This window comes from Ruegeria arenilitoris, from assembly GCF_013035425.1.
Lineage (GTDB): Bacteria > Pseudomonadota > Alphaproteobacteria > Rhodobacterales > Rhodobacteraceae > Ruegeria > Ruegeria arenilitoris_A.
In genome coordinates, this window is the sequence record NZ_WQHX01000001.1 from 284111 (window position 1) to 309707 (window position 25597).

The following is a 25597-nucleotide window of genomic DNA, read 5'->3' on the forward strand; positions in this document are numbered from 1 at the left end:
ACCGGATTAATTCTGTTCGATCGTGGCCGTCGGAAGACCTTGCTCGACCCAATCGGGAAAGCCACCCGAATAATATCGCGCGTCCCGGAACCCCCAAAGTTGCGCCTTGACTGCTGCATATGCTGAATATGGGCAATGTGGCCCATGACAGCTGAATACCAGTGTGTCATCAAGGTTTGCGATTTCCAGCAGGGCTTCTCGTGACAGCTCGACCATAAGAGAGTAATTGACAGAATTGGGTATGTGCCCCGCATTAAAATCCAGCAATGCGCGCACATCTACAAACTGTGCCTCACCTTTTTCCCAAAGTGCGTGTGCTTCTTCTGTATTAATCCGTGGGATACTCTCAGGGTAATATAAGCCTTCGTCCCGTTTGATCAGGTCAGCAACTTCATCGTAATCAAGATCACTTCCGGCACTGGCCGGCACGCCCGCCTTCACAACGCCATCATATAGGTGTCGGCGATAATCCGGATCATATCCGTACATATCACCATACCACCAGATAAGACTTTCTTCGGCAGTAAAGGGATCATAATACGACGGAACTGCAAGTGCGTCGTACTGTTCAATCAGCTCGGGCACATCGTCAAGTTGACCAAGGTGGCCAAGTGCGGACGTCAAAGTCGTTATATCTGCTACGATATCAGAGTTGCGCTTGAGCACCCTGCGCATCGTACTCACAGCGTCTTGGTAATTCTTTTGATGAAGCTGAGACACGCCCAATTCGCGCAAATAGCGCGTTGGTTCAAGCGGGTCATAACGTAACGCATACCTGACCGCAGCTTCCGCCTCGTGCGCGCGTCCTGTCGCGTTCAGAACCTTGGCTTTTACGAGGTGAATGTCTGGGTCATTAGGCGATAAAGCGAGCGCCTTGTCGATTTCATTGTACGCCTCGGCGTGGCGACCCTGTTCTACAAGTATTTCAGCTTGAACCGAATATGCCAGAGCTGAAGGCGCCTCCATCGCCTTTTCCAGGCTTCTTTCCACCTCTTTCCACGACCGTTCAAATCCACCACCCATCGCAAGAAACCATACACTTTGCACAATTCGCCAATGTGCGGCAGCCAAGGCCGCATAAGCCCTGTGATAATCCGGGTCGATTGCGATTGCGTCTTCAAACTTGGAGATAGCAATCAAAGTGTCATCCGAGTTGCCGCTGCGCAAGAGTTCGAGGCCGTACAATACCGCGTCATAAGCTTCAGGATGTTCGGTTTCTGTCGCGCCAAGCCCTTGCCTTTCTTTAGCCGTTAGTTGAACCGCAAGAGCGGACGTTATTTCCTGCAAAACTTGATCTTGAAGTTCAAAGACCTGCTGAACGCTACTATCATAGCGGTCGGCCCAAATGTGGTGACCGCTTAGAGCGTCTATCAACTGAGCATTCACGCGAACCTGATCACCTGCCCGACGCAGACTTCCTTCGAGGATGTATTGCACACCCAGTTCTTCGGCGACCTCCTGAGATTTGACGGCTCTGTCTTTGTATGTCCAGCTGGAGTTTCGTGAAATCACGAATATGCCCGACAACTTGCTTAAATCCGTAATCAGATCTTCGGTGATGCCATCAGCAAAGAAGGCATGTTCAGGATTGTGGCTAAAATCCTCGAATGGTAGAACAACGAGTGATGGCTTGTCGGGCAAAGGATGGGACATTTGATCTACCGAGGCAGGAGCAAACTCGGGTTCCCATGGTCGCCAAATCAATAATGCCGCCAACAGAACAATCGCCGCTACCGATATCCCGGCTTTAAACGGAAACGTTCTGGCGCTGGAAACCATAGGCTGCCCACCCGGAACTACTCGATAGACCCTGACGGGGGTTGAGATGTTTTTTACTCTCTTTTCGCCCAGATCCTCATAACCAACTTCCACGTTTGCTTTCAGGTGATCATAGGCAGTGCCAGACACGACCACACCACCCGCAGGCGCAAGTTCTTCCAGTCGTGCGGCGATGTTAACTCCATCCCCGTAAATATCGCCTTCGTCAAAGATCACGTCGCCGAGGTTGACCGCAACCCGATATCGGATCTTTCGATCATCGGAGACATCTTCCTCGCGTGCTTCCATAGCTTCCTGGATAGAAACCGCACAATGCACCGCTTCCACTACACTAGGGAATTCGGCGATCATCCCATCGCCTGTCAGTTTGATGATATGGCCGTGGTGTGCGTCAATTTTGGGATCGATTAGTTCAATCCGGTGTCGCTTTTGCCGTTCAAGCGTACCAGTCTCGTCGGCCTCCATTAGGCGCGAATAACCAACCATATCGGCGGCGAGAATAGCTGCAATCCTTCGCTCCATGTCGCACCTCCGGTATGGAGAATAACAGAATTTTTTGCAAAACTCGACTGTACCCTCTCGAAATTAGTCACAGCCGAATGTATCAAACTACGGGCGAAGTGATGGTTCGACAAAAAACACCCTAACTTATCAAGATACGCAAACGTTGGCCCAGTTACCCACCTTGGTTAGCAATAACTCTCTTTTTTATCGGCAAGGGTAGTTAACAGCTTGGGTTGTGTAACAGCCGAATGCCGCCCAAACGATCCAAAACTAAAGTGTTTTTTGATATTTATTTGGGCCTTCGCAGAATTTTGCACAACATCCTTTTCGAGGACAAAACGCTGTGCCTTTCATTGTTTCGAAATATCCCCGTTGAGATAATTGAGGAGCCTGTCAGTTGCTGATTTTGAAAGCTCGTCGCAAGCTTAACCTACTCCATAGCCTTGAAACCGGCGGAGCGTCTCTTCAATTTCTTTCTGGTCTAAAATAATCGGGTCGCCGGCCTGAAGCGCTTGCCAATACTGCCGTGCAAGTGTTTCAAGTTCGACGGCCCGCCACATCGCTTTTTCCAAATCGGCCCCAGCCGCAATCATGCCGTGGTTGGCCAATAGACAAGCACTCCGCCCTTCCATTGCAGACATGGCCATCACAGCAAGTTCCTCGGTGCCATAGGCGCTGTATCCAGAGCATTTCACGTCATCGCCCCCAAACGCAGCCACCATGTAGTGACACGCGGGAATGCGTTTGCGCAGGATCGCAAGGGTGGTGCAATAGGGTGGATGGGCGTGCACTATGGCGCTGAATTCAGGACGGTTTTTCAGTATCTTCCAATGAAACCGCCATTCTGAGGATGGCGGCGCGTTACCCTCCCATGCGCCTGTCATCTCTTTGGAAAGATCGATTTTAGCGATCATGTCGGGCGTTGTTCGTTCGTATGGGACAGAAGTAGGAGTAATCAGCATTGAGTGGCCCACGCGCACCGAAATATTCCCTGACGTGCCCTGATTCAGTCCGCTGGAATTCATTTGCAAGCAAGCGTCGATGATTTCTTGCCGTATGTTGTGCTCGGTCATTGGCGAACCCCGTTTTTTTGACTTTTCTTTGCTTTCTCAACCCAGACTTCCCGGTAGTCATCCAGCCCCCTAAGTGTCGCCGCAGCGATTTCCTTCAGCTTCAACCTGGGTGCGCGATCCTGTAACACAAGACTGGCTGCTCCGTGTGCGCTGCCAGCGGTCCTTTGGATTGAGAAAACTTCCCGATCTGGCAAAAGGCGAGCGAGTAATGCCATGAATGTTTTGCTTTCCGCGAACACTCCATCGACCAGGACAAGTTTCGTCGATCCGAGGCCCTCGAGAAGCTGGGTCGTCATAAGCGCGACGTATAGTGTGGCCAAGCTGACCAAGCCCTCTTCGGTTTCAGGTTGAGGGCCAATGATTACTCCACGCCCTCCCGTCCCCGGAATTGGGCCACCACTGTCCGTGAATGAGGGTAAAGCCATAGTGCCGCCGTCTATCAGGTCTTGGACCGCTGCTAAGCTCGGCTGCGCATCGCCGGAAACTTTGGCGATCATTGAAAATTCCTCGCCCCCCATAAACCGTGCGCTGGCGATGGGTCGTCCGTCGGGACGGACGTTAGCAACCTGGTCGCGAAGCGGGTCAAGGGAAGTCAATTCCGCCTCAGTGTCAAAGCCAATGATCCACGTCCCAGTGGAAAGCAGCACCGCAGGTTCCAGCTGCGCAACTTGCAGAAAACTGGCGCTGCTGTCGTGAATACCGCAAAACACGATCCCTTCGCCTTTTAGATCGATACCACGCAGTGGCCCAAGTGCGTCGCCTGCCGATCGCAATGGTTCAATCAGCGTGGACCAGCCGCGATTTCTAGCAAGACTACTGAAACTGCGGTCACGAGGTGCCCAAAGATGTGTTTGAGCACCGAGCGAACTAATGTCGCTGCTTCGCTCGCCGCACAGGCGAAAAGCAATGTATTGTGGGTAAGGCATAATCGTACGCACGCGTGCGAAATCTGCCGGAAACTCATGTTCCTGCCAAAAAAGCTGGCGTGCCACCGTGAGTGCGCCAGGATTTGTTGGAGCAAAGACTTCCGAAAACGGTGGCTCGAATTCTTTGTAGGCAACTGCAACATGATCGGGGACTGGGGAAAGGTAGCTCATCACAGGTAAGGCCAATTCCCCCTTGCCATCCAAAAGGGCAACAGCGGAACCGTGGGTGCATGGCACAATCGCGTCAACCGGCACATTCTGGTCAAACGTTTGGATAGATTGCAGCGCAAAATTAATAACACTTTCCGCGTCTAAACTAAGGTAAGGTGGCGCGGGAATGCGTAAGGAAGTTGTACTGCATTTATCTATTATCTGAAATTCAGAGCTAAATTGGACAACGTCGACGTTGGTTGCGCCGACATCCAATACGACGACGGATCGGGGAACCTTTGAACGACCAGCACTCGTCGTCATCATCGACATCCAATTAGATTATTGGATTTGCAGCCAACAGCGCATCCACTTCATCCCGCGTCGGCATGGATGGGGCAGTCCCGGCACGGGTAACCGATATCCCCGCGACGGCGCATCCAAAGCGCGCTGCGCTGACCGGGTCCTTTCCTTCGGCCAATGCCGCAGCAAATCCTCCGTTGAAGGCATCGCCTGCACCGGTAGTTTCCAAAACGGGACCTGCGACCATCGCTGGTATATGGGTGCAGTTTTCGCGGTCTTTGAAAAGAACACCTTGTTCTCCAAGTGTGACCAAAGCCGCGCCGACACCTTTGGATAGCATTACGTCCGCAGCATTCTCGGCATCCGAGATGGAGTGTACAGCGACGCCGGTGATACCTTCTGCTTCGGACTCATTGGGTGTCACAAAATCGCAAAGCGCCAGCATAGTGGCGGGGATCTCAGCGGCAGGCGCAGGATTCAGAATAGTCTTGACCCCAGCCGCTCGTGCAATGCTCAAACCACGTTCCGCCGCTGCCATGGGCTGTTCCAGCTGAGTAACGAATACCGCGGCACTTTCGATAAGATCACGTCGGGCTTCTATGTCTGTGACCGAGATATCGCCAGCTGCTCCGGGACATATGATAATCGCGTTGTCGCCCGAGGCTTCTTCAATAAAGATGTATGCTGCGCCAGTGAAACTGTCTGGGTCTTGGGTAACCGCGGCTGTAACGCCAGCCTCTGCCCATGTTTTCAGGGCCATATCAGCAAAATCATCCTGACCCAGCCGCGAAATAAAATGAACTTCGCCGCCCGCGCGGGCCGCTGCGACCGCTTGGTTCGAACCTTTTCCACCGGGGCCAAGTGCAAACTTGTTTCCCAGGATCGTTTCGCCCATGCGAGGGGCGCGCTCTGCGCGATAAGCGGTGTCGGCAACAAAAACGCCCAGGATTGCAATTATTCCCGCCATTATTCACCTCAACTTTCTGGCGGAATTACGCCTTTACGCAGCATGAAACATCCATAGAATCGACGTTCGCCCGTTTGGATCACTGCATAACTTTCGCGGGCAAGATCATAAAAATCAAAGCGTTCAATGCCCACCATTGGGCGGTGGGCCCCTTCCGCTGCGTCGATTTTTTCCTGAACTTCCTGTTGAACCGGCGGCACGGTGTTGGGCTCACCGACCACCTCCATACGACCGGCAAAATCATCAACGAATGTGTCAAGTGGATAGACCGAGAGAACCGCCTCAATTGACTCGGCGGCAGTGAGGTTTTCCATACGCAACAGCTCACCGTAAACAGTTGCGCGGCTTATAGACTCGGAGGGGAAATTGGTGTCTGCAACGATCAGCATATCCCCATGCCCCATGGCGCGTAAGACGTACAAAACATCGGCGTTTAGCCTTGGGTCAATCCCTTTGAGCACTTGTCTATCCTCCTTGGGTCTTTCAGTTGATGCGCTGCCCCGTGTCGCTTTCGAATAAGTGAATTTTCGATGGGTCGGCGGAAATTGAAACACTCTGTCCCGGTGAAAACGCCTGTCGTTCGCGCACGATGGAAACATAGTCGCGTCCATCAGACCGGATAACCAAATGTGTTTCGGACCCGGTCGGTTCAACCACCATGATTTCGCCCTGTACGCCGTCACCGGAAAGGGTTGTGTCCTCGGGCCTAATACCCAATGTGATTTTTTGCCCATCAACCAACCCGTCCGGCTCTTGTATCGGCAGGCCTGCTCCTAGAACGTTCGCAACTGCGGCTGATCCATTTTTTGACACGACGGCTTCTAAAAAGTTCATCGATGGCGCACCGATGAATCCCGCAACAAAAGTATTTGCCGGGCGGTCATAAAGTTCCAAAGGCGCGCCAATTTGTTCGATATTTCCTGAATTCATAACGACGATCTGGTCGGCCATCGTCATGGCTTCGATCTGGTCATGGGTAACATAAATAGTAGTTGTGGCAAGGCGTTGATGTAGCTCACGAATTTCCGCCCGCATTTGAATTCTGAGCTTCGCGTCAAGGTTCGATAACGGCTCGTCGAACAAGAAAACTTGCGGATCGCGCACAATGGCTCGGCCCATAGCTACACGTTGCCTTTGGCCGCCCGAAAGCGCCCTAGGGTATCGCCCAAGATACTCTGTCAGCCCTAATACTTCAGCCGCGCGTGATACCCGGTCCTCGATCACAGAGCTTTCCATTTTTCGCATCCGAAGCGGAAATGCCATGTTCGCCGCGACAGTTTTGTGCGGGTAAAGCGCGTAATTCTGAAACACCATTGCGATGTCGCGCTCGGCCGGTGGCAAGTTGTTGACTAAACGGTCATTGATCGCGATTTCGCCTTCACTGATACTCTCCAGTCCGGCAATCATTCTCAGCAGTGTGGACTTTCCGCAACCGGATGGTCCAACCAGCACCACGAACTGCCCATCTTTGATGTCCAAATCCAGCCCGTGCAGGACTTCTGTTGATCCAAACGACTTTCTCAATCCGCGTACTTTGACGTCTGCCATTTCACCCTATCCATGCGGCAATCCCTAAACGATTAACCGCTCGTTTCCGGGGTGTCTACTTTTAACCAATTGGTAAACTTGACAGCTTGCAGATTGGCTGAGATTGTTTTTCGATCTGCCAGGCTGTTAGAAAAATCAATTTGCAAGTGTCATCAGCTTAGGCATTTGAACTTAGGAGGATCGTCGAGAAATCTGGGGGGCCACCCTCGCATTGAAAGGGAGGAACACGTGAAAGTCGAACATTACAACGCAATTGTGCGCGCTCAGATGAGCCGCCGCAGAATGCTTAAAGGGGCCGCAAGCGTTAGCGCTCTGGCCGCTGTAGGGGGCACAGTGCCAGTTGCGGCGCTTGCCGATGGTCATGCTGACCTAAGAGCCGAAATCTTGAAAATTCCTGGTGTTGGCCAGGGTTCGCCCACGGATGCCGATTGGCAGAAGGTCGGTGAAATGACGCTTGGGCCCACAAAGGAACGCGTAGCCGAGGGCGAGTTTGAAGGTGTTGAACTTACCTTTATGGGGCTCAACAACCAAAACCTTCACAACTTCCTTTTCCGAGGATTCCTGAAACCGTGGGAGGCTTATACGGGTGCCAAGATCAACTGGGTTGACCTTGCGCAGGCCGACTATAACCCGCGTCTTCAGCAAGCGATTGCGACTGGTACAGTCGATTTCGACATCATCGAAATGGGCGCACCATTTGAAGGTGACACAGCCGGCAAGGGTCTTTTGGATGAAATGCCGGACTGGGTCGGTGAGCAGATCGAGGAAGACGATCTTGTGGGTTACTTAAAGCCACCGGTTGGTACATGGGACGGAAAAAAATATCGCATCACAATTGACGGCGACTGCCACACCTTTGCCTATAGAACCGATTATTTCGGTGAAGGCGCCATCGGCGGAGCCGAAGTGCCGCGCACCTGGCAGCAGGTCAATGCCGTTTCAAAGGACCTGATCGGAAAAGAGGATCCGCTAACTGGCCTTCCCGCACACGGATATCTTGATCCGCTCAAAGGTTGGGGCGGCTTTGGGTTCTATTTCCTTGAAAACCGCGCCGCAGCTTACGCTAAACATCCCGGCGATCCGGCGTGGCTATTTGATCCTGACACGATGAAACCTCGGGTAAACAACCCTGCATGGGTTCAGGCAATTCAGGATGTGCTGGATCTGATCGAAGCTGGCGCTTACCCGGCAGACCAAATCAACGCCGACCCCGGCACGACAGGTTTCCAACAATTCCTTGCTGGTTCCGGTTCGATGTTGATGTGGTGGGGTGACATTGGCTCTAACGCCAGAACATCAGACACGTCCGTAGTTGGCGACGTTGTAGGATTTGGTATCAATCCTGGCTCGGACCGCGTTTACAATAGTCAGACCGGAGAATGGGAAGATAACTACAACGAAGCACCCAACATGGCTTACCTTGGTTGGGGAGTATACGTGACCAAACGCGTATCGGGCGACGAGAAGAAGCGCAAAGCAGCCTGGAGCGCCGCAGCGCACTTGGGCGGTAAAGACATTTCGCTTTGGATGTCGGCCTATCCGTCGGGTTTCCAGCCCTATCGGAACTCTCATTTCCAGTTCGATGAATGGGAGGCCGCAGGTTATGATCGCGCGTTCGTCGAGGATTATCTCGGGTCCAACGCCGACAGTTACAACCACCCGAACGCGGCAATCGAACCCCGCATCCCTGGCATTTTCCAATACTATTCTGTTGCTGAGGACGAACTTGCGAAGGGGTACGCTGGCCAGTACGGATCGGCTCAGGAGACCGCTGACGCGATCGCGGCAGCCTGGGAAAAGATCACTGATCAGATCGGCCGAGAAAGCCAGATTGCGCTCTACAAAGCGTCACTTGGTATGTAAAAATCTTCGGGCCGGCAAATCAATTGTCGGCCCGTACACGACAAAGCAAGGCAGAACAAATCGGAAATGAGCTCTGAAGGCGATCTTTTACATGTCGTAACGGCAGACGAAATTTCCGACCGGCGCAGGCGGTTTGGCAAGACTATTGTCTGGGGTTCTGCTGGCCTGATGTTCCTTGTCGCCTTCCTTCAAACAGCGGATCAGAATGGCTGGATAGACATCGGTTTTCAAAACTGGCGTCCGACACTCTATGCCTATGTCCTTTGGGGCATTTGTCTGTGTGCAGGACAGGTCATCGCGCGCGGGGAACATGGAAAGCGATCACTCTTTGTTTTGCCTGCCACGCTTTTTGTCGTCTCCATGGTCGTTTTTCCACTGCTATTCGGCTTGGTGATCGCGTTTTCGGATTGGAACCTTTCCAGCCCGGATGGACGTCAATTTAATGGCTGGGATAACGCCCGCCAAATGTGGAGCGACCCGTTTTACTGGAACGCTCTGAAAAATATGGTCTATTACACGCTGGCGATCATCGTGGAATACGGGATTGCTTTTGGCTTGGCCATCTTGCTAAACGCGGAAATTCGCGCACGAAAATTCTTCAGGGTCGCGTTTCTTTTGCCGTTGATGCTGTCACCTGTGGCCGTCAGTTGGATGATCGGCAAGTCGATGCTCGAAAATCGTTTTGGCCCAATTTCCCGGATGCTTCGGGAACTGGGTGTTGATAACCCTTCATTCTTTTCGTCGCCCGAGGTGGCACGTCTGATGATCATGCTAATGGACGCCTGGACCTATATACCGTTCATGATGATCATGATACTGGCCGGTCTTCAGGCGATCCCGCGTGAATTGAATGAAGCGGCTGAGGTCGACGGCGCCAGCGCCTGGCGGCGGTTCTGGGAGGTCACGTTCCCGTTGATGCTGCCGGTCAGCATCACGGCTATTCTGATCCGGATTATTTTCAAACTAAAGCTTGCTGATATCATCATCAACGTCACTTCTGGTGGCCCGGGCGGAGCGACAGACAGCGTAACATCTTTCATTTTTCGAGAATATCGCGACCGCTCCAATGTGGGCTACGGCACGTTGCTGGCAATTTTCTATTTGATCCTGATCGTCATCGCGATGACCATCCTGATGAAAGCGGCTGAACGCTGGATGCGCCCAAGGTATTGACGATGAGCAGCCAGATTTTTCATGACAGTGATACCGACCGCGCCTACCGAGCGCGACGCATTTCGGGCCGCCTCATTATCTACGGCATCCTTATCCTGTGGGCCATTATTGCGATCTTCCCAATTTTCTGGACCATCACAACCAGTTTCAAAACCGCGCCGGATGTGATGAAGGGCAATGTGGTACCGTGGTGGGACTTTACACCCAAATGGCTTGGTTGGCGGTCACTGGGGCTTTCCCCGGACACGATCGGGAACGAAAGCACGGTGCGCGAGGAATTTTTGAAGAGGTTCTGGAATTCAACGGTTGTGGCTTTGTCAGCTTCAACCTTAGCCGTCGCGCTTGGCAGCATGGCAGCCTATGGGCTCAGCCGGTTCAACTATCGCTTTGGCTTTATGCGCAACTCTGACATTTCATTCTTTTTTCTTAGCCAGTTGATATTACCACCAGTGGTCTTGGCGCTGCCCTTTCTGGTTTTGTACAAGTCCCTGGCGATGCTTGATACGCGTATCGGGCTGATACTTTTATACACGTTGACCGTGCTCCCGATTGTGATTTGGATCATGCGCGACCAGTTCGGGTCAATCCCGACAGAACTGGAAGAAGCGGCCCTAGTTGACGGGCTTTCGATTTGGGGGGCGTTTCTGACAATCATTCTGCCCATTGCCGCGCCGGGTATGGTCGCATCGTTTATTTTGTCTTTGGTTCTAACCTGGAACGAATACTTCTTTGCCGCGCTGTTAACTTCCAGTCATGCAAAAACCTTGCCGGTCATGGTGGCCAGTCAAACTGGATCGCAAGGTATTTCCTGGTGGTCCATGGCTGCCTTGAGTTTTGCTGCGATCCTTCCTTTGATCGTGATCGGCATCGCGCTGGAACGTTTCATAATCAAAGGCATGGCGGCAGGGGCGGTCAAGTAGCGTCGCGAACGAGCAACTCCTTCAAACGATCCAATATGAGACCGACGCCCATTTCGCCAAGTTCAGCCGATGCATCTTTTGCGCTTTCAGTGTACCAACCTGAATTATCACCAAACCGGTCGCGGTCGACGACTTCAGGAGCAAGCGCCATCATTAGTGACGTTTCCCCCATCCCGGCGTGGTCAAAAGGATATTTTTGGGTAATTTCCTCATCCATCAAAGGATGAACGCAAATCCAATTGAAAGGGTCGATGCCTTCGTCGTGCTGAGTGTAGTAATCGCGCATTCTGTCGCTACCCCACCAACCCTCACCATACTGAGTTTCCAAGAATCTGAAAATTGCCTGCCGCCCTGCTAGTTTGAACGCCAGATCGGTTGGCATTCCAGCGGTAAAGTTCTCGGTCTGGTGATGAATGAACCCGTGAATGTTGCGAAAACCAACACGCAAAAGGCTGAAAAAAATCTCTTCGGCAATCGACAAAATTTTGTCGGCGCCAACGTGTACTGATCCGGCTCCTTCGGGCCGTTCAACCGCGTAGCTGGCCGCGCCGTAGGCAAATTGCGGCAAGATCACAATGTCCAATTCTTGCTCTAACCGATCCAAAATCCGGGTTACAGCAAGCATGTCCATGCCCACAGCCATGTGTTCACCGTGATATTCAAGAACACCCAAAGGCAACAAGACTGGAAGGTTGCGTTCAATGGCATCTCGGATTTGGTGTGGAAGCATTAGTTCAAATCGCATCCGCTCACTCCAGATTGGTATGTCGGGCCCGAATGTCGGTCGAATCCGCTTGGGTAAGGTCGCAAAGACGCAGCACCATGATTTCGAAGAGCAAAAACAGTGCCCCTTCATAAACCGAACCCATAGGCAAAAGTGATTTATCCGAGCCTTGGTCGCTGGCCATGGTTTGAGCACGAATTGCAACGGTGCAATCTGACTTGGAGGCAATCTTGGTATCTGGTTCTGCGGTGAACAACACCACCTTGGTTCCGGCGGAACGGGCGATATCTGTCAGAGCGTTGACGGTCGCTAGCCGGCCGGGTCCGTCAGAGACCAAGAATAAGTCGCCTACGCCGACCGGGGGTGTCGTCATACTGCCCTGCACTGAAACGTCAAATCCCAGGTGGAACAGACGCATTGCGAATCCTTTCATCTGCAACCCCTCGCGCCCGCAACCGTACAGTACGACTCTGCGGGCCTCGCAGATCATGCGACACGCGGTTTCAATTGCGTCGTGGTCGATCTCACGAGCAACACTCGCAAGTTCTGAGATCGCTCTATCGAACGCCTCCGTCATGCTCTCCCAAGCGCTGACGCGATGTGGCGCGTTGATTGGTAGAGATCTTTGAACAGCAGATACTGTCTTTCATAAACTGCATGCTTTTGTGGCTGAACCAGCCGATCAATTGGGTTCCAACGATCAATATCCTTTGATCGTGCCATTCCCACAGCGCAAGCAGCCAAAAAAGCGTCACCGAACGAGGCACCAATAGTTTTTTCGCAAACGACTTGAGGAACTTGCGCTATGTCAGAGGTGGCTTGCAACCAGATCTCGTTTTTTGTCCCGCCTCCGACAGCCAATACACGTACAGGTGGATGACCAACATCTCGATAAGTTTCAACAACATGGGCCGTACCATTGGCGATGCCTTCCAGGACCGCCCGGTAAAGATCGCCGCGGGTATGCGTCAGGTCCAGACCAAAGAATGTTCCTTTAGCCTTTGGATCATGGATTGGCGTACGTTCGCCTGAAAAATACGGCAGGAACAAAAGCCCGTTTGATCCCAGCGCGGAAGCGGCGGCTTCCTTTGCCAAAATCGGAAAGGCATTCTCGCGGGTTAACTCCTTAGCGAAGTGATCGCGAAACCAATGGGTAAGTGTTCCACTGGTTGCCAGACCAGCCATCGAGGCATGGCTACCCGGAAACAGCCAAGGTGCGTACCATAAACGCGGATCGCGAACCGGAGAATCCGTGACCTGAATGATGAAAATGGTCGAACCATACATCATCATCATGTCACCAGCGGCCTGAGTTCCCACGCTAACTGCCTCTGCCGCTGCATCGATCGTGCCGCAGGTCACCGGCGTCCCAACCGCCAAACCTGTTTCTACAGCGGCTTCTGGCGTCACATGGCCAGCGATCTCGGTAGACCACATCAGTCGCGGCAACATGTTCGGCCCAGCAATTTCTGCTGTTAGTTCGTCCGTCCAGTTCAGCTGGTTCACATCGTAGATTGGGCTGAAGTTTGCGGCAGTATAGTGATCAATTACGTATTCGCCTGTAAGCTTGAACGTCAAATAACTGGTCGACGTAAGGATACGCGCCGTTTGCGCCCAAATCTCAGGTCTGTTCCTCTGCAGCCATAGAATTTTTGGCCCAACGGATTGGCTGGTCAAAGCGTTGCCGCACACCTTCATTATGCGGTTTTCGCCTATTTGATTGGTTAGTTCCGCGATTTCACGCTCGGACCGGGTATCGACGCCATAGAGCACACCGTTCATTAATGGCTGACCATCTGGATCTACAGGCAACATGCAAGGCCCAATTGCGCTGGTTGCTATGGCTTTGATGTCGTTAGAGGAAACGTTGGACGTCCCCAAAAGCTCACGCGTGATAAAAACAAAGTCACCCCACCAATCCTCGTCGGCGCGATGCTCTGCCCAACCGGGCTGAGGGACCAGCATTTCGTGCGGTCGTGCAGCGGTGGCGACAATTTTTCCTTCGCCGTCAACCAAAACTCCTTTGGATTCGAAAGTGCCGATATCTATGCCAAGAGTGTATGCCATCAGGCTTGACCATCGCGGGTCAAAGGAAAGCCCGCATCAATGCTTTGAAGCGCTGCGATCAGAAGTCGCGATAAGGCTTCAAGGTCATTCAAATCACAAACCTCAAGGCTGGAATGGGAATAGCGCATTGGAAAACCGACATCGATTGACGCGACCCCCTCCCCTACCAGCTGCACATAGCTTAAGTCAGTTAGCACCCCAACCTGGGCGCTGCGCTGCAACGGAATAGACTCATTTTCAGCGGTTTCCTCCATCAAACGCACAAGCGAAGGATGTGGAATTACGCCATTCAACGTACCGCGCCCGTGGAACGAGTAGAGCGAAATTCCTGGTCCACCGCCAAGCAGCATGTCGCCACGATCCGCCATCTCTGGCGTGTCCGTTGCCAACATCAGATCGACCTGGATGGCCATGTCCGGCTTCAAGCTCTGTGCGGCCACCACTGCACCGCGCAAGTTGAATTCTTCCTGAACCGAAAAAACCAAATGAACCGTCGGACCGTTCTCGCGGGACTTCAGGCGTCGAGCAACTTCCAGCAGAACCGCACATCCAGCACGGTCGTCAACACTTGTTCCGGCGATCCTATTTTCCGCCAAAGGCAAGACATTAGGGCGATATACGCCGGGTGTGCCAATGCGTACACCGGCGGCTTCGACTTCATCCCGGCTACCATGGCCCGTATCGATCAACACGTCACCGGCTTTTAAAACTTGGTACTTTTCATCCGGCGCCGTCGCATGATGGCTTTTGTTATACAGTACGCCATCGACATCCTTACCCGTCCCTACACAAAGGGTCACAGCTTGGCTGGCCAAGGCGCGTTCTGGAACGCCGCCCAAACGTTCGACGCGGATCAAACCATTGTCTTCGATTTTCCGCACTATGAACCCGAGTTGATCCATATGCGTAAACAGCATCACAGACGGGCCATTCGCTTCACCTTCGAATGTGGTAATCAGATTGCCCATGCGATCGGATCGGCTTTCGACTCCCTCGGCCATCAAAAGATCAGCGATGGCATGACGAACGCGATCCTCGTGGCCACTAAGCCCAGGAATTCTCATCAAGTTGATAAGATCTTTGCGTAGTCGATCAATCATGACCCACGCGCCGCCCTTGCGCGCACCATAAAGTCACTCGCCCTTTGAGGGTCGATGGCATTCCACGTGTTGCCGTCGATCTTCAGCGCTGAACCCACCACACACCCATCTGCAATGGCCATGACATCTGAGACTGTATTGTGTTTGACCCCGGTGTTGGCGAGCACCGGGGTGTCCGGCAGGACAGCTTTCACGGCCTCAAGATCGGTCATTGCGGCCGCTTCGCCAGTGATTTGACCGGACACCAAAACTGCGTCTGGGACAGAACTGAAAACAGCGCTTCTAGCCCGATCAGCCAAGGAACGGCGGTCCAGACTATCGGCAAATTCGGCAGACACGTTGTACAGCATCGCCAGATCTTTACGTCCTAATGCGTTTCGATAGCGCATAGCCGCGCCTGCATCGGGGGTCCACGGCCCCATATCCGAGGCATAGGTGCCGGTAAAAATCTCACGTACAAACGCCGCGCCCGTCCCGGCAGCTAAAGCAATGGAACTGATCGGGTCCCAAAGTACGTTAACGCCAAAGGGAACAGAGATTTCATTCTTCAATTGACCGATGACATACGCCATTGCAGCTGTTGAGGCACGGTCTACTTCAAATTCATATGGTCGATCGTTTTCGTTGCCGAACATAACAGCATCGAACCCAGCTACCTGAAGTGCAGTCAAATCTGCGCGTGCGTCGTCTACCAGCCCATCCAGACCGCGTTCTGCATCGAACAAGGGCGCGCCCGGCAAAGCACCAAGGTGCACCATACCAATTACCGGTTTCGCGACTCCGAAAGCGTTGAGAAATTTGGACAATCCACCCTCCAACTTTTCGTTCCCGCCAGCTTACTCTGGAAAAGGCTTGCCCCCAAGTGGTTTCATTTTAACCTAGGCGCCAGGAGGTTTTGGATATGGAATTACGAAAACGTCATTGGGACAGGCATGGAACAGGTGGGTTGACATTTACCGAACTTGGGTTTGGCGCTGCCCCACTTGGAAACCTCTATCGCGCTATAAGTGATGAAGCCGCGCAAGCGATTCTGAACCTTAGTTGGAATGAGGGTATTCGGTACTATGACACCGCGCCACTTTACGGATTTGGTTTGTCTGAAACCCGGCTGAACACACTACTCCGTAGCAAGTCCCGAGATGACTTTGTTTTATCCACCAAAGTCGGGCGTTTGCTGGAAGTGACCCATCCAGAAAAACGGGACGGCTTTGGAAAATGGTTCGAGGTGCCAGCGCGTCGCGAAATATATGACTACACGTACGATGGCGTGATGCGTTCTATCGAGTTTTCTTTGGAACGGCTTGGCGTTGATCGCATCGACATCCTCTACGGACACGATTTGGACGTCTTCAACCATGGGTCCCAGGCTGTATTGGATGCCAAATTGCATGAGTTTCTTGAGGGCGGCCACAAGGCCCTGGTTGAACTGAGGGAACAAGGCACGATCAGCGCCTTTGGGTTGGGGGTGAACGAATGGCAGCCCGCCCAATGGATAGTCGAGCATGGTGACCCAGACATCATTTTGCTGGCCGGTCGGTATACCCTTTTGGAACAGGAAGCGTTGAAATCTTTCCTGCCTATGTGCGAACGCCGCGGCGTCGGAATTGTAATTGGCGGCCCTTATAATTCAGGCATACTCGCAACCGGCCCGCGCCCCGGGGCTTTCTACAACTACGATCCGGCGCCTCAGGAAGTTCTTAATCGCGTGGCCAGGATTGAGGCGATATGCTCAACGCACAATGTCCGTATGATCGACGCGGCATTTCAGTTTCCTCTCTGCCACCCGGCAGTTCTTTCAGTTATTCCCGGTGGGCAAACCGTGGGTGAAATGGAGTCCAACCTGCAAGCGGCCAAAGCGGATATTCCTTCCGATTTGTGGCGCGAATTGAAATCGCAAGGTCTGATCGCCGAAGAGGCCCCCATACTCGGGTAAATCATTCCTCCAACGACGATCTATAGCCCTGCGATCCAGTTATCGAGCGCGCTTCGATTAATGGATTCACGAGCGTTTGGCGGAGTATGAACAAAATGAGCTGCTGCGGCGGACGCAAAAGTTGCGGCAGAAATCAAATTCCAGCGTTTTGCAAGTTCGCTAACCAATACTCCGACAAATGCGTCACCTGCCCCGTGCGCGGAACCGTTAGCTTGGATTGGCGGTACAATCTTCTTTACGGAACCTCTCTCAAAAATCACTGCACCTTCTCGGCCGACCGTTACGACAACAGCTTTCGGTCCAAGCGATGCAAGCGCTGCGGCGGCGTCTTCGGGAGTGGTCTCTGGTTTTCCTGTCATCTGTGCCGCCTCGACCCGGTTTACCACCAAAAGATCGACGGAATCCAAAAGTTCAGTAGAACATTGCCGGGCAGGCGCTGCGTTCAGTACAAGTTTCGTGTCGGGCCGTTTGCTTTTAGCCACGGCCAAATTGATGGTCTCGGGGATTTCGTTTTGCAGCAATATGACGTTGGATGCGCCGGGATCGATATCCAATGGATCGATGGTCTGGTTGACGCCCGAGACAACTACCGCGCCGTATTCGCCGCCTTCTTCAACTATCGCAACACTCATACCAGTTGCACCGGGCACCTGCAGAACCTGAGAATGGTCCACGCGCGAATTTCGGAGCGCTTCAAGAATCTTAGCTCCGAATTCATCCAGTCCGACGCGACCCGCGATAGCGACCTTTGCCCCAACCCTTGCGGCGGCCAAAGCCTGATTTCCGCCTTTGCCCCCGAAACGGTAGGAAACACGCTTGCCCATCAGCGTCTCGTCCAAGGCGGGCAGCCGAGGCGCGTCAACGACCACATCCAGATGCAAAGCGCCCACAATGAAAACGTCGTTCATCACGCTGAATTTCCATAAAGAGCATTGGCAACGATCCGTTGGCTTTGCGTCGCGTCCTGACGTGAAATTGCTGCCGTTAGTTCATTGTTTCCAGCCAGTTCCTTGGCCACAGCTCTAAGGCGTTCGGTTATTGCGATATTGGTGCGGGCCTCTTCAATCGGATCCAGGCCAGAATGATCTGGGAACGTGTCGAAATAGATCACGCCGTCATAACCCATTCTGTCTAACTCACAGAAAAGCTCGACCGTTGCCACGGGATGAACTGTTCCGACCATTAAACCATCGTCGCGTTTGGCATTTCCGTCATTCAGGTGCACACCCATAAGTTGCGCGTGCCGCCCGATTAAATTGGCCGAATGTGCTGGCATTTCATCGGCGTAAAGAACATGCGCGAAATCAAGCGTTACGCCAATATTGGGGCGATCCGCCTCTAAAACACCCAACAACGTTGTGCCGACGTCGGGCATTAGTGCATAGGCGCGGGGTTCGTTGGGCTTGTATTCCAACGCGATATCAATTTCGGGATTATGATCTGCGACCTCTTGTAGCGCAGCGATTGTACTATCCCACATCGCGCGATAGTCGCACTGCATCGCATAGTCAAAGCCGTCCTGACCCATCCAAAGCGTCATAAGCTGACCGCCCATCAGCGCGACTGTATCGATCCCTTTTTTGGTTAAATCAATGGCTGCCTGCCGTACATTCGGGTCCGGGTTCGTAAAGGCACCAAGCGCGAAAGCTGGGTCAGTGTAATAACGCATTGCGAGACCGTTCAGCGCCATCCCGCTGTCGTTCAGAAGTTCAGAAATCTCTGGCCCATTCATGTCCTTGAAGTGATCCGGAAAATTTAGATCAGCTGCATTCAGCCCACCCACCTTTCCTGCAGCTTGAATCATCTGCACAATTTCGCAACCGCATGAACCGCCATTCTTTTTGAAAGCGTTCAGACGCGCCGCATACTTCCCGCCCAGACTCATTTGGTCATTCCTTCTTGTTTACTCCAATCCATATACCCGGAGCGCATTTTTTTCGGTGATCGCAGACGTTTCATCTGGCGAAAGATGTGCCAGCAACTGACGTGTCGTCTCGATCCAAACAGGTAGGCCGGAACCTGTGTTAACAACAGGCCAATCGCTGCCCCAGACAATGCGGCTTGGACCAAAGGCACCAAGAATGTGATCGACCCATGGGCGCAGAACGTCGACCCCGTAATCTCTCGGTGCGCAATAAGCCGTGATCCCAGAAAGCTTGACGACCACATGATCCATCTCAGCAATTTTGCTTATTCCTTCAGCCCAGCTTTCGAATGCACTGGCGGCAATATCGGGAACACCGCAATGGTCCAGAACCAGAATTTGATCATCGCAGGCACGCGCGAGCGCCTGCGCAATCGGCAATTGGCGCGCCAAAAAACACATATCGAACGGTAGGCCATCCCTGCCGATCTTGCGGAGGTTTTTGCGAAACGTTTCGGATTGCGATACCTCATCCGACACCACGTGAAGGATGCGGCGATAGCCCACAACGCCTAGATTCCGTCCCTCCTCCAACCAGTCATCAAATCCAGCCTCTTCCTCGGGTCGGCAGGACGCGATTTGTCCGAGAAGGTTGTTTGTACCGACGCGTTGGCCAACAAATCGTGCCTCAGCTTGATGATCTGCATCATCCACGCCGGTTTCCATGAAGATTGTTCCCACAACACCGGCTCCATCTGTCAGTGCGTCGTAGTCCTCGAAAGTAAAGTTGCCAGCTGATAGCTCGGGGATATCTTTCGTCCAAGCGTAGCCGAAGTCATCGCGATAGATAACATGCTGATGTGTATCGATGAAATTCATCGTGTCCTCCCGCCAGCCAAAACCACATTAGTCAATTTTTGCTTAATGTCCTAAATTGCTACACCGAATAGAGTTAACTCAAAAGGGTGACGCGCTATGGAATTGGATCTCAAGCAAAACTGGCCTGCACCGATCAACCCAAAACCTGTGGTTATTGTCGGCGCAGGTGGGATCGTTCGCGACGCGCACCTTCCCGCCTACAAATTGGCCGATATCCCGGTTCGGGGCGTTACTGATCTGGTGCCTGCGCGCTCAAAGTCACTTGCCGACGATTTCAATATACCAGGGACCTATTCAAGCGTTGCCGAAGTCGTTGCACAATGCGGAACAGATGTCGTTTATGACGTTGCGGTTCCGCCTCATGCAATTACTGATATTCTTCCGGTGTTGCCGGATCTTGCCGCTGTATTGATCCAAAAACCTATGGGTAGCGATCTGGCGCATGCCCGAGAAATCAGAGACCTTTGTCGGCAAAAGCGCCTGAAATCTGCAATAAATTTTCAACTCAGGTATTCACCTATGATGCTGGCCGTCAAAGATGCAGTCGAAAACGGTCGTTTGGGCGAGTTGCTGGAGATTGAGGTTCACCTAAACATTTACACGCCTTGGCATATTTTCCCGTTTCTGATCCCGATGGAGCGGGTCGAGTTTGCCGTACATTCTATCCACTACCTAGACACTATTCGTGCAATTGCAGGCAATCCAAATGGGGTATTCGCACGGACTATGCCCGATCCGCGAGCCCCGCAACTCGCCCAGACGAGATCTTCCGTGATATTGGATTATGGCGACCGCCTTCGGGGCGTCATTTCGATTAACCACAATCACCAGGGCGGCAGAAAGTTCCAATCCGCATGGACCAGATTTGAAGGAACCAAAGGTGCGATGATGGCGAAGCTGGGCGTGCTTTATGATTACCCGAATGGTGAGCCGGACGAGCTCTGGTTTTGCCAAAACGGATCGGATTGGCAGCAGATACCACTCATAGGCAACTGGTTCGTCGAGAGCTTCATGGGACCAATGCGCAATCTGCAAAGGTTTGATTCAGGCGAAGACGAAAAGCTATACACATCAACCGACGATGCCTATGAGACGATGGCTTTGGTCGAAGCTTGTTTTTCATCTGCCCAGCTACCTGGCAATGAATTGATTTTGGACGATTAACGTATTTAATTATCTGGAAATTGGACCTTTGGATCTGAATGTTCCGACAGAATACCGGGTGTCCTTCTAATCAGGTAAAACGACAAAATAGTTCTACTGGACAACATTTGATTGTCCTTGAAGAGCCACCTCGTAAAGTGCTGCGGCCTCCCGCCCAAATCGACAATAATCATCCGGGCCATGAAAAAGTTTGCGATGCCCTCATAAGAGCATCGAGCGCGGGCGAGTGCCTTCTACCGGGAACAGTGAAGGCTGCGATTGTTCGCGAAACCTCTGGCTCTATAAGCGGACGCTGCAACAACCCGGGTAAAGTCACCGAATACTCGGGCATGAATGCGAAACCTATCCCTGCCGCCACCATCGCCTGTACCCAGTCTTCCCGTTCTGAGCGAAAGCGTGCGTACAACTCCACACCCTTTGATTGGCAAACTGACATTACCATTTCGCGCAATTCACAGGCCAATCGGTCAACGTAGTGTTCGCGTGACAGTTCTTGCAGGGTTACTGAATTCAGTTGCCCAAGACGATGTTCAGGCGGAAACACAACGACATATCGTTCTGCGTATAGTGGATGACTCCTGAATTCTTCCTCCAACTCGTCAGTAAGTGTCATGAAGGCGACATCAATTTCGCCCTCTTCCAATTTTTCTCTTAGATCTGAAGTGCTTGCTTCATTGACCGACAATTCCAATCCGCTATGGCTTTTCTCAAACTGCGCCAGAAACCTGGCTAGGCGAACGTGCCCGATTGTTGAAAGAACACCCAAACGCAGCGGTACCTTTTCAAGAAGTCGAAAATTCTGCGCTAGCGCTTGCGTCGCGGCTGCTTCATCGACGATATGTTGCAGGTGCGGAAGCATTGTTTTTCCAAAATCGCTCACAAGAATTTTTCGACCTTCGCGATGAAACACCTGCGCACCTAGCTCGGTCTCAAGCGATTTTACTCCCTTAGTAAGGGCTGGTTGGCTCACATTGCACTCTGCAGCAGCCTTAGTGAAATTCAGATGCTTTGCAGCCGACAAAACATATCTGATTTGAGACATCTCCATTTTTGGGGCCTCTCTGATTACTGATCACTTAATTCAGTCAGTCCCAGGATACACTATTTTATCCAAACCTGGAGTTATTAACCGATAAAGCATCGATAGTTCCCTCACCAAAGGCATCGTGATCCAATAGCGGTATTGCTTTTCAATCTTCAGAAAGGGAACACGATGTCTGTTTTTATGGTCGAAAGAAACCTTAAGGGTATCAGCATGGACGACTTGGCGGCCGCTCAGAAAGCGGCAATCGCAACGGCCAAGAAGATGACCGATGACGGGGACACTATCAGCTATGTCCGATCCACATTTGCCCCGGACGATGGCCGCTGCATGTGCCTGTTTGATGGCGAAACTGCTGATCAGGTTCGTCGATTAAACGATACAGCAGGACTACCCTATGAAAAGGTCGTGGCAGCAATGGACCTTACTCCCTAATAAATAGCTTTATCGGAACTCGTTGGGCCTTGAGCATATAGTCTCAGGGCCCATGTCACCTTGGGTTGCGCGCCCAATTCTAATCGACGCGTAGACCTAAAGGCTTGTTATGTAATAATTGCTCGAAGACTTGGCCCTACGCTTTTTTTCCAATGGTACGGAATGAACGTGACCTCATACCCTTTTGTATTTCGTAGATTGAAATTGGCACGTCAGGTTGAGGTTGGGGAATACGGATTGGAATATCTTTTAAGCGAGGCGCAATTGTAGGTTCACCGCACAACATGCGAGTGTTGTAGTCCTCGATCCCGTCCCATCTCGTCATCGAACCCATAATCGGAAACGCGTCCGCGGCCATCATCTCATAGAACAGAATGCGCCGTGCACTTTCGGAGGTGTTCAGCGATGAGCCGTGAACAATCCGGCCGTGGTGGATGGAAATCGATCCGGCTGGTCCTTTAAGCTCGACAGCGTCTGCAGGATTTAGGCCTACGTCTTCCGGTACAAAAGCGCCCGCAAAAACACCTTCGACGTGGTGGTCATAAACAGGTCCCTTGTGGCTGCCTGGATAGACCATTAGGGGGCCATTCTGACTTTCCATATCGTCAATGATCACACCGATCGCGAGAATGTCGTCGTTAGTATGGGGATAAAACGCATAGTCTTGGTGCCACTCTACCGCTGCGCCATAGCCTGCAGACTTCATGTTGAGTTTCGTTGTATGCAACCGCAGGTTCGGGCCGATCAGATCTCGTGCAGGCGCGAGAATAAGGTCCGAATACATCAGGTCGCGCATTATTTCGCTGATTTTATGAGGCAGTTTTATTCGCCTTAGCCGCGGATCTTCGGGTGTATGTGAGTCCTCCAGATCTAGTCTGTCGTTAGACTCTGTCATTCCCTTGGCTTCCTCCTCGAAGCGACGGATTTCATTGCGTATTTCGATCAGGATGCTTTCCGGCAGGTGATTTTCTAGTAAGAGGTATCCGTTTTCACGATATGAGGCGACTTGCTCGTTAGAAAGTACTTCGGTCATTTCTTCCTCCCACTTTGTCGAAGCGTGGCTTGTACTGTCGACTGTGTCAATTCCATCGGGCTTCATGACAGGGACCACTGGCAATCGGCGGCTAAACACAAGGCCGTAATCACAACTTGTGCCAAATGTGTCCCACTGGCGTTGACGCAAAGCGATGTCGATCCAACGAAATTGGCTGAGGCACGGCGCAATTGTACATTCGGTGATCTAAAACCAACGCTAATACCAACAGTGTGTTAAACATGGTTCGCTGTCACAATATGTCAGCGTCGTACTCTATTCCAAGACTTCCTGAAGCACCTCACCGCTTGCACCGTTAGGACGCGCTGTGCCAACTAGGGCCGACAATGTGGATGCAATGGCAGTCGTACAGACTCGGCGTGCAATTTGTTGCTGCGCTATATCACGGCCTGCAAATAGGATTGGCACGTGTGTGTCGCCGCGCCAAGGTGACCCGTGTGTTGAGGTGACCGAGAGACCGTCAAAATCGGCGATGAACCAACCCGGTTTGAAGACGACATAAATGTTGCCAGAGCGCGCCGGGTGATAGTTGTTTCGTATCAGGCGCATTATCTCAGTGTCGGGCAAAAGGTTGGCTTCAATCGCCGTGCTGGGGATGGCGAAGGCTACATCGGGAAAAGACAGCAGCTCTTCCGCGATAGCCGCTTCCAACGCAGGCAGATCAATGTCGCTCTGCGCCAGAACCTCGGGTGCGATATTCAGATAGGGATGATTATACCCTGCCAGCAGTTGACCTGTAATACCAAAGCGTTCTTTTAGCCTTGCAATCTGCTCGGTTGGGTCCCAGCTGTCTGGCACCACAAGACCTGTTTGGATGCCAACACTATCTAAATAGCCCGGAGCATCAGTCGTGCCGTGATCCGCCGAAAGAACGATCAGAACATGCTCCAACCCTATGCGTTCATCAATGAAGGAGAAGAGGTTCGAAAGAGTCTGGTCAAGGCGGTAAATCGTGTCTTCCGCCTCGAGGCTGGATGGACCAAAGACATGGTTGACGTAGTCGACCGACGAGAAGCTGATTGCCAAATAATCCGTCACCGCATCCTGCCCGAGCGCCTCAGCCTCGATCAACCGTTTTGCAAATTGTGCCGTCAGATCGTCACCAGCAGGGCTGAGAGTGAGAAAAGTCGTGAAGTATGGGTTTTCCAGCGGGTCAAATGCGTTTTGTGACGAGGAATAACGATGGGGAAAAGTGTTTCCGAACCCAGCGACGTCGGTTTCCCAAGGTTGGTCATCGCGTTCAGCAAAGAGGTATGTCTCCTTCGGGTGCATCAACTCCCAGGAGGCTCCTTCAAATGATGCACTCGGGGTCGCATCATTCCAGGCTAACACCCAATCTGGATATGCGTCGTAATAGTAAGAACTGGTAACAAAACGATTAGCGGATTTTGAGAACCAAAAGGCTTTGCCACTTTGCCCCGCCATTGTGATTGCCCCTCGATCCTTGATCGAAACGCCAAAGACTTTGGCCGCGCCAGCAGTCGATGCGCTCAACTCATCTGAAAACGTGGTCACAAGCAACGCACGGGGCGACCGCCCATCTGTACCTGCCGCCGCCTGTGTCGGGTCGATCTCGATTTCGTCATTGACACCAGCACCTTCTCCCAACAGCGGTGCCGTTTGGTCCTCGACGTTGTAGACAACGCGATCCAAGGTTCTGTCGAACCAGATATTACCGACCATTCCATGTACGGCCGGCGTAGCGCCAGTGGCTAACGTAGCGTGGCCTACTACTGTCTCGGTATTTGCGTGACAGTGGTGGGCATCGACATAGTGCAGGCCATTTTCAAGCAGATACTTAAGACCACCTTCACCAAGATTTCCAACGTACCGAGTAGGAAGATCTCCGCGCAGAGCATCAACGGTTAGCTGCAAGACCAAACGTGGGGCATCTTGCGTATAGGCTGGCGCTACCGTAACCAACCATGATGCCAGAGCAGCCTTAAATGTTTTGGTCATAACTTGTTCTCCTCGCCTCAATCGCGCGGAATGCGGCACGCTAGCTTATTTTCGCTTGATGACATCCTCCATCAAGTTCGATCCGCAAGGCAAGGCGCGATGTGCCTGTCATTGGATTCTAGTCAGAGTATTCGGGTACAATCGAACAGCAACTCAATTCGAGGCGCGGC

23 protein-coding genes are annotated in these 25597 nt (G+C 52.4%); 6 read left to right on the top strand and 17 right to left on the bottom strand.

The features are described 5' to 3' along the window. Positions 1 to 6: 6 nt before the first annotated feature. The 6 genes from GOV45_RS01360 to GOV45_RS01385 all read right to left on the bottom strand — a co-directional run bounded on the left by GOV45_RS01360 (position 7) and on the right by GOV45_RS01385 (position 7250). Positions 7 to 2301, bottom strand: a complete 2295-nt coding sequence (locus tag GOV45_RS01360) for a rhodanese-like domain-containing protein (RefSeq protein WP_170473195.1) — start codon at positions 2299 to 2301, stop codon at positions 7 to 9. Positions 2302 to 2708: 407 nt separating this feature from the next. Further along, positions 2709 to 3356 carry a class II aldolase/adducin family protein gene (locus GOV45_RS01365; protein WP_170473198.1) on the bottom strand — a complete coding sequence of 216 codons (648 nt, stop codon included), beginning with the start codon at positions 3354 to 3356 and terminating at the stop codon, positions 2709 to 2711. Then, positions 3353 to 4759 (bottom strand): FGGY-family carbohydrate kinase, encoded by a 1407-nt coding sequence (locus GOV45_RS01370; protein ID WP_170473201.1) that lies wholly within the window; start codon positions 4757 to 4759, stop codon positions 3353 to 3355. Before GOV45_RS01370 ends, GOV45_RS01365 begins: the two co-directional genes overlap by 4 nt. 10 nt (positions 4760 to 4769) lie before the next feature. Beyond that, positions 4770 to 5702 (bottom strand): ribokinase, encoded by a 933-nt coding sequence (gene rbsK, locus GOV45_RS01375; RefSeq protein WP_170473204.1) that lies wholly within the window; start codon positions 5700 to 5702, stop codon positions 4770 to 4772. A gap of 8 nt (positions 5703 to 5710) precedes the next feature. Continuing rightward, entirely contained in the window at positions 5711 to 6163 is a 453-nt protein-coding gene (locus GOV45_RS01380; RefSeq protein WP_170473206.1) for an RbsD/FucU family protein, read from the bottom strand. 22 nt (positions 6164 to 6185) lie between these two features. Further along, a complete protein-coding gene (locus tag GOV45_RS01385; protein WP_170473209.1) occupies positions 6186 to 7250 on the bottom strand; it encodes an ABC transporter ATP-binding protein in 1065 nt (354 codons plus the stop codon). A 228-nt stretch (positions 7251 to 7478) separates the two neighbouring features. Here GOV45_RS01385 and GOV45_RS01390 point away from each other — a divergent pair, with 228 nt between their 5' ends. The 3 genes from GOV45_RS01390 (at position 7479) to GOV45_RS01400 (ending at position 11206) form a co-directional block, all read left to right on the top strand. After that, positions 7479 to 9113, top strand: a complete 1635-nt coding sequence (locus GOV45_RS01390) for an extracellular solute-binding protein (RefSeq protein WP_170473212.1) — start codon at positions 7479 to 7481, stop codon at positions 9111 to 9113. 66 nt (positions 9114 to 9179) lie between these two features. Continuing rightward, positions 9180 to 10286, top strand: coding sequence for a carbohydrate ABC transporter permease (locus GOV45_RS01395; protein ID WP_170473215.1), 1107 nt, complete (start codon positions 9180 to 9182; stop codon positions 10284 to 10286). 2 nt (positions 10287 to 10288) lie between these two features. Continuing rightward, a complete protein-coding gene (locus GOV45_RS01400; protein WP_170473218.1) occupies positions 10289 to 11206 on the top strand; it encodes a carbohydrate ABC transporter permease in 918 nt (305 codons plus the stop codon). Here the strand turns inward: GOV45_RS01400 and GOV45_RS01405 are convergent. The 5 genes from GOV45_RS01405 to GOV45_RS01425 are packed head-to-tail and all read right to left on the bottom strand — an operon-like array spanning position 11199 to position 15903. Then, positions 11199 to 11951, bottom strand: coding sequence for a creatininase family protein (locus tag GOV45_RS01405; protein ID WP_170473221.1), 753 nt, complete (start codon positions 11949 to 11951; stop codon positions 11199 to 11201). The two genes, GOV45_RS01400 and GOV45_RS01405, sit on opposite strands and share 8 nt — an antisense overlap. Positions 11952 to 11955: 4 nt before the next feature. Continuing rightward, a complete protein-coding gene (locus tag GOV45_RS01410; protein WP_170473223.1) occupies positions 11956 to 12507 on the bottom strand; it encodes an SIS domain-containing protein in 552 nt (183 codons plus the stop codon). Then, positions 12504 to 13997 (bottom strand): FGGY-family carbohydrate kinase, encoded by a 1494-nt coding sequence (locus GOV45_RS01415; protein ID WP_170473226.1) that lies wholly within the window; start codon positions 13995 to 13997, stop codon positions 12504 to 12506. The genes GOV45_RS01410 and GOV45_RS01415 overlap by 4 nt, the downstream gene beginning before the upstream one ends. After that, positions 13997 to 15097 carry a M42 family metallopeptidase gene (locus GOV45_RS01420; protein ID WP_170473229.1) on the bottom strand — a complete coding sequence of 367 codons (1101 nt, stop codon included), beginning with the start codon at positions 15095 to 15097 and terminating at the stop codon, positions 13997 to 13999. Before GOV45_RS01420 ends, GOV45_RS01415 begins: the two co-directional genes overlap by 1 nt. Continuing rightward, entirely contained in the window at positions 15094 to 15903 is an 810-nt protein-coding gene (locus GOV45_RS01425; protein ID WP_170473232.1) for a BtpA/SgcQ family protein, read from the bottom strand. The genes GOV45_RS01420 and GOV45_RS01425 overlap by 4 nt, the downstream gene beginning before the upstream one ends. Positions 15904 to 15998: 95 nt before the next feature. On the opposite strand from GOV45_RS01425, the gene GOV45_RS01430 reads away from it, so the two are divergent. Next, positions 15999 to 17030 carry an aldo/keto reductase gene (locus GOV45_RS01430; RefSeq protein ID WP_170473235.1) on the top strand — a complete coding sequence of 344 codons (1032 nt, stop codon included), beginning with the start codon at positions 15999 to 16001 and terminating at the stop codon, positions 17028 to 17030. A gap of 20 nt (positions 17031 to 17050) precedes the next feature. On the opposite strand, the gene GOV45_RS01435 is transcribed toward GOV45_RS01430, so the two are convergent. Genes GOV45_RS01435 through GOV45_RS01445 form a run of 3 tightly spaced genes read right to left on the bottom strand, consistent with a single transcriptional unit; the run spans position 17051 to position 19773 of the window. Beyond that, positions 17051 to 17938 carry a PfkB family carbohydrate kinase gene (locus GOV45_RS01435; RefSeq protein WP_170473238.1) on the bottom strand — a complete coding sequence of 296 codons (888 nt, stop codon included), beginning with the start codon at positions 17936 to 17938 and terminating at the stop codon, positions 17051 to 17053. Continuing rightward, entirely contained in the window at positions 17938 to 18915 is a 978-nt protein-coding gene (locus GOV45_RS01440; protein WP_170473240.1) for a TIM barrel protein, read from the bottom strand. Before GOV45_RS01440 ends, GOV45_RS01435 begins: the two co-directional genes overlap by 1 nt. A gap of 18 nt (positions 18916 to 18933) precedes the next feature. Then, the gene (locus GOV45_RS01445) at positions 18934 to 19773 is read right to left on the bottom strand and encodes an amidohydrolase family protein (protein ID WP_170473243.1); all 840 of its coding nucleotides are present in this window, start codon (positions 19771 to 19773) and stop codon (positions 18934 to 18936) included. 96 nt (positions 19774 to 19869) lie between these two features. On the opposite strand from GOV45_RS01445, the gene GOV45_RS01450 reads away from it, so the two are divergent. Further along, positions 19870 to 20937 (top strand): Gfo/Idh/MocA family protein, encoded by a 1068-nt coding sequence (locus tag GOV45_RS01450; protein WP_170473246.1) that lies wholly within the window; start codon positions 19870 to 19872, stop codon positions 20935 to 20937. A gap of 169 nt (positions 20938 to 21106) precedes the next feature. Here GOV45_RS01450 and GOV45_RS01455 read toward each other — a convergent pair whose 3' ends face one another. Beyond that, the gene (locus GOV45_RS01455; RefSeq protein ID WP_170473249.1) at positions 21107 to 21985 is read right to left on the bottom strand and encodes a LysR family transcriptional regulator; all 879 of its coding nucleotides are present in this window, start codon (positions 21983 to 21985) and stop codon (positions 21107 to 21109) included. 165 nt (positions 21986 to 22150) lie between these two features. Here GOV45_RS01455 and GOV45_RS01460 point away from each other — a divergent pair, with 165 nt between their 5' ends. Next, positions 22151 to 22414, top strand: coding sequence for a DUF4242 domain-containing protein (locus tag GOV45_RS01460; RefSeq protein WP_170473251.1), 264 nt, complete (start codon positions 22151 to 22153; stop codon positions 22412 to 22414). Between the two features lie 136 nt (positions 22415 to 22550). Here the strand turns inward: GOV45_RS01460 and GOV45_RS01465 are convergent, their stop codons facing one another. Together GOV45_RS01465 and GOV45_RS01470 are read right to left on the bottom strand one after the other, a co-directional pair. Further along, positions 22551 to 23447 (bottom strand): phytanoyl-CoA dioxygenase family protein, encoded by an 897-nt coding sequence (locus tag GOV45_RS01465; protein WP_170473254.1) that lies wholly within the window; start codon positions 23445 to 23447, stop codon positions 22551 to 22553. 276 nt (positions 23448 to 23723) lie between these two features. Continuing rightward, complete coding sequence (locus tag GOV45_RS01470) at positions 23724 to 25427, bottom strand: alkaline phosphatase family protein (protein ID WP_170473257.1); 1704 nt, start codon at positions 25425 to 25427, stop codon at positions 23724 to 23726. Between the last annotated feature and the right edge of the window lie 170 nt (positions 25428 to 25597).

Coding starts and splice junctions, on each gene's coding strand:
- GOV45_RS01360 (WP_170473195.1), bottom strand. CDS start 2,301: ATGGAGCGAAGGATTGCAGCTATTCTCGCCGCCGATATGGTTGGTTAT.
- GOV45_RS01365 (WP_170473198.1), bottom strand. CDS start 3,356: ATGACCGAGCACAACATACGGCAAGAAATCATCGACGCTTGCTTGCAA.
- GOV45_RS01370 (WP_170473201.1), bottom strand. CDS start 4,759: ATGATGACGACGAGTGCTGGTCGTTCAAAGGTTCCCCGATCCGTCGTC.
- rbsK (WP_170473204.1), bottom strand. CDS start 5,702: ATGGCGGGAATAATTGCAATCCTGGGCGTTTTTGTTGCCGACACCGCT.
- GOV45_RS01385 (WP_170473209.1), bottom strand. CDS start 7,250: ATGGCAGACGTCAAAGTACGCGGATTGAGAAAGTCGTTTGGATCAACA.
- GOV45_RS01395 (WP_170473215.1), top strand. CDS start 9,180: ATGAGCTCTGAAGGCGATCTTTTACATGTCGTAACGGCAGACGAAATT.
- GOV45_RS01400 (WP_170473218.1), top strand. CDS start 10,289: ATGAGCAGCCAGATTTTTCATGACAGTGATACCGACCGCGCCTACCGA.
- GOV45_RS01405 (WP_170473221.1), bottom strand. CDS start 11,951: ATGCGATTTGAACTAATGCTTCCACACCAAATCCGAGATGCCATTGAA.
- GOV45_RS01410 (WP_170473223.1), bottom strand. CDS start 12,507: ATGACGGAGGCGTTCGATAGAGCGATCTCAGAACTTGCGAGTGTTGCT.
- GOV45_RS01415 (WP_170473226.1), bottom strand. CDS start 13,997: ATGGCATACACTCTTGGCATAGATATCGGCACTTTCGAATCCAAAGGA.
- GOV45_RS01420 (WP_170473229.1), bottom strand. CDS start 15,097: ATGATTGATCGACTACGCAAAGATCTTATCAACTTGATGAGAATTCCT.
- GOV45_RS01430 (WP_170473235.1), top strand. CDS start 15,999: ATGGAATTACGAAAACGTCATTGGGACAGGCATGGAACAGGTGGGTTG.
- GOV45_RS01435 (WP_170473238.1), bottom strand. CDS start 17,938: ATGAACGACGTTTTCATTGTGGGCGCTTTGCATCTGGATGTGGTCGTT.
- GOV45_RS01440 (WP_170473240.1), bottom strand. CDS start 18,915: ATGAGTCTGGGCGGGAAGTATGCGGCGCGTCTGAACGCTTTCAAAAAG.
- GOV45_RS01445 (WP_170473243.1), bottom strand. CDS start 19,773: ATGAATTTCATCGATACACATCAGCATGTTATCTATCGCGATGACTTC.
- GOV45_RS01450 (WP_170473246.1), top strand. CDS start 19,870: ATGGAATTGGATCTCAAGCAAAACTGGCCTGCACCGATCAACCCAAAA.
- GOV45_RS01455 (WP_170473249.1), bottom strand. CDS start 21,985: ATGGAGATGTCTCAAATCAGATATGTTTTGTCGGCTGCAAAGCATCTG.
- GOV45_RS01460 (WP_170473251.1), top strand. CDS start 22,151: ATGTCTGTTTTTATGGTCGAAAGAAACCTTAAGGGTATCAGCATGGAC.
- GOV45_RS01465 (WP_170473254.1), bottom strand. CDS start 23,447: ATGACCGAAGTACTTTCTAACGAGCAAGTCGCCTCATATCGTGAAAAC.
- GOV45_RS01470 (WP_170473257.1), bottom strand. CDS start 25,427: ATGACCAAAACATTTAAGGCTGCTCTGGCATCATGGTTGGTTACGGTA.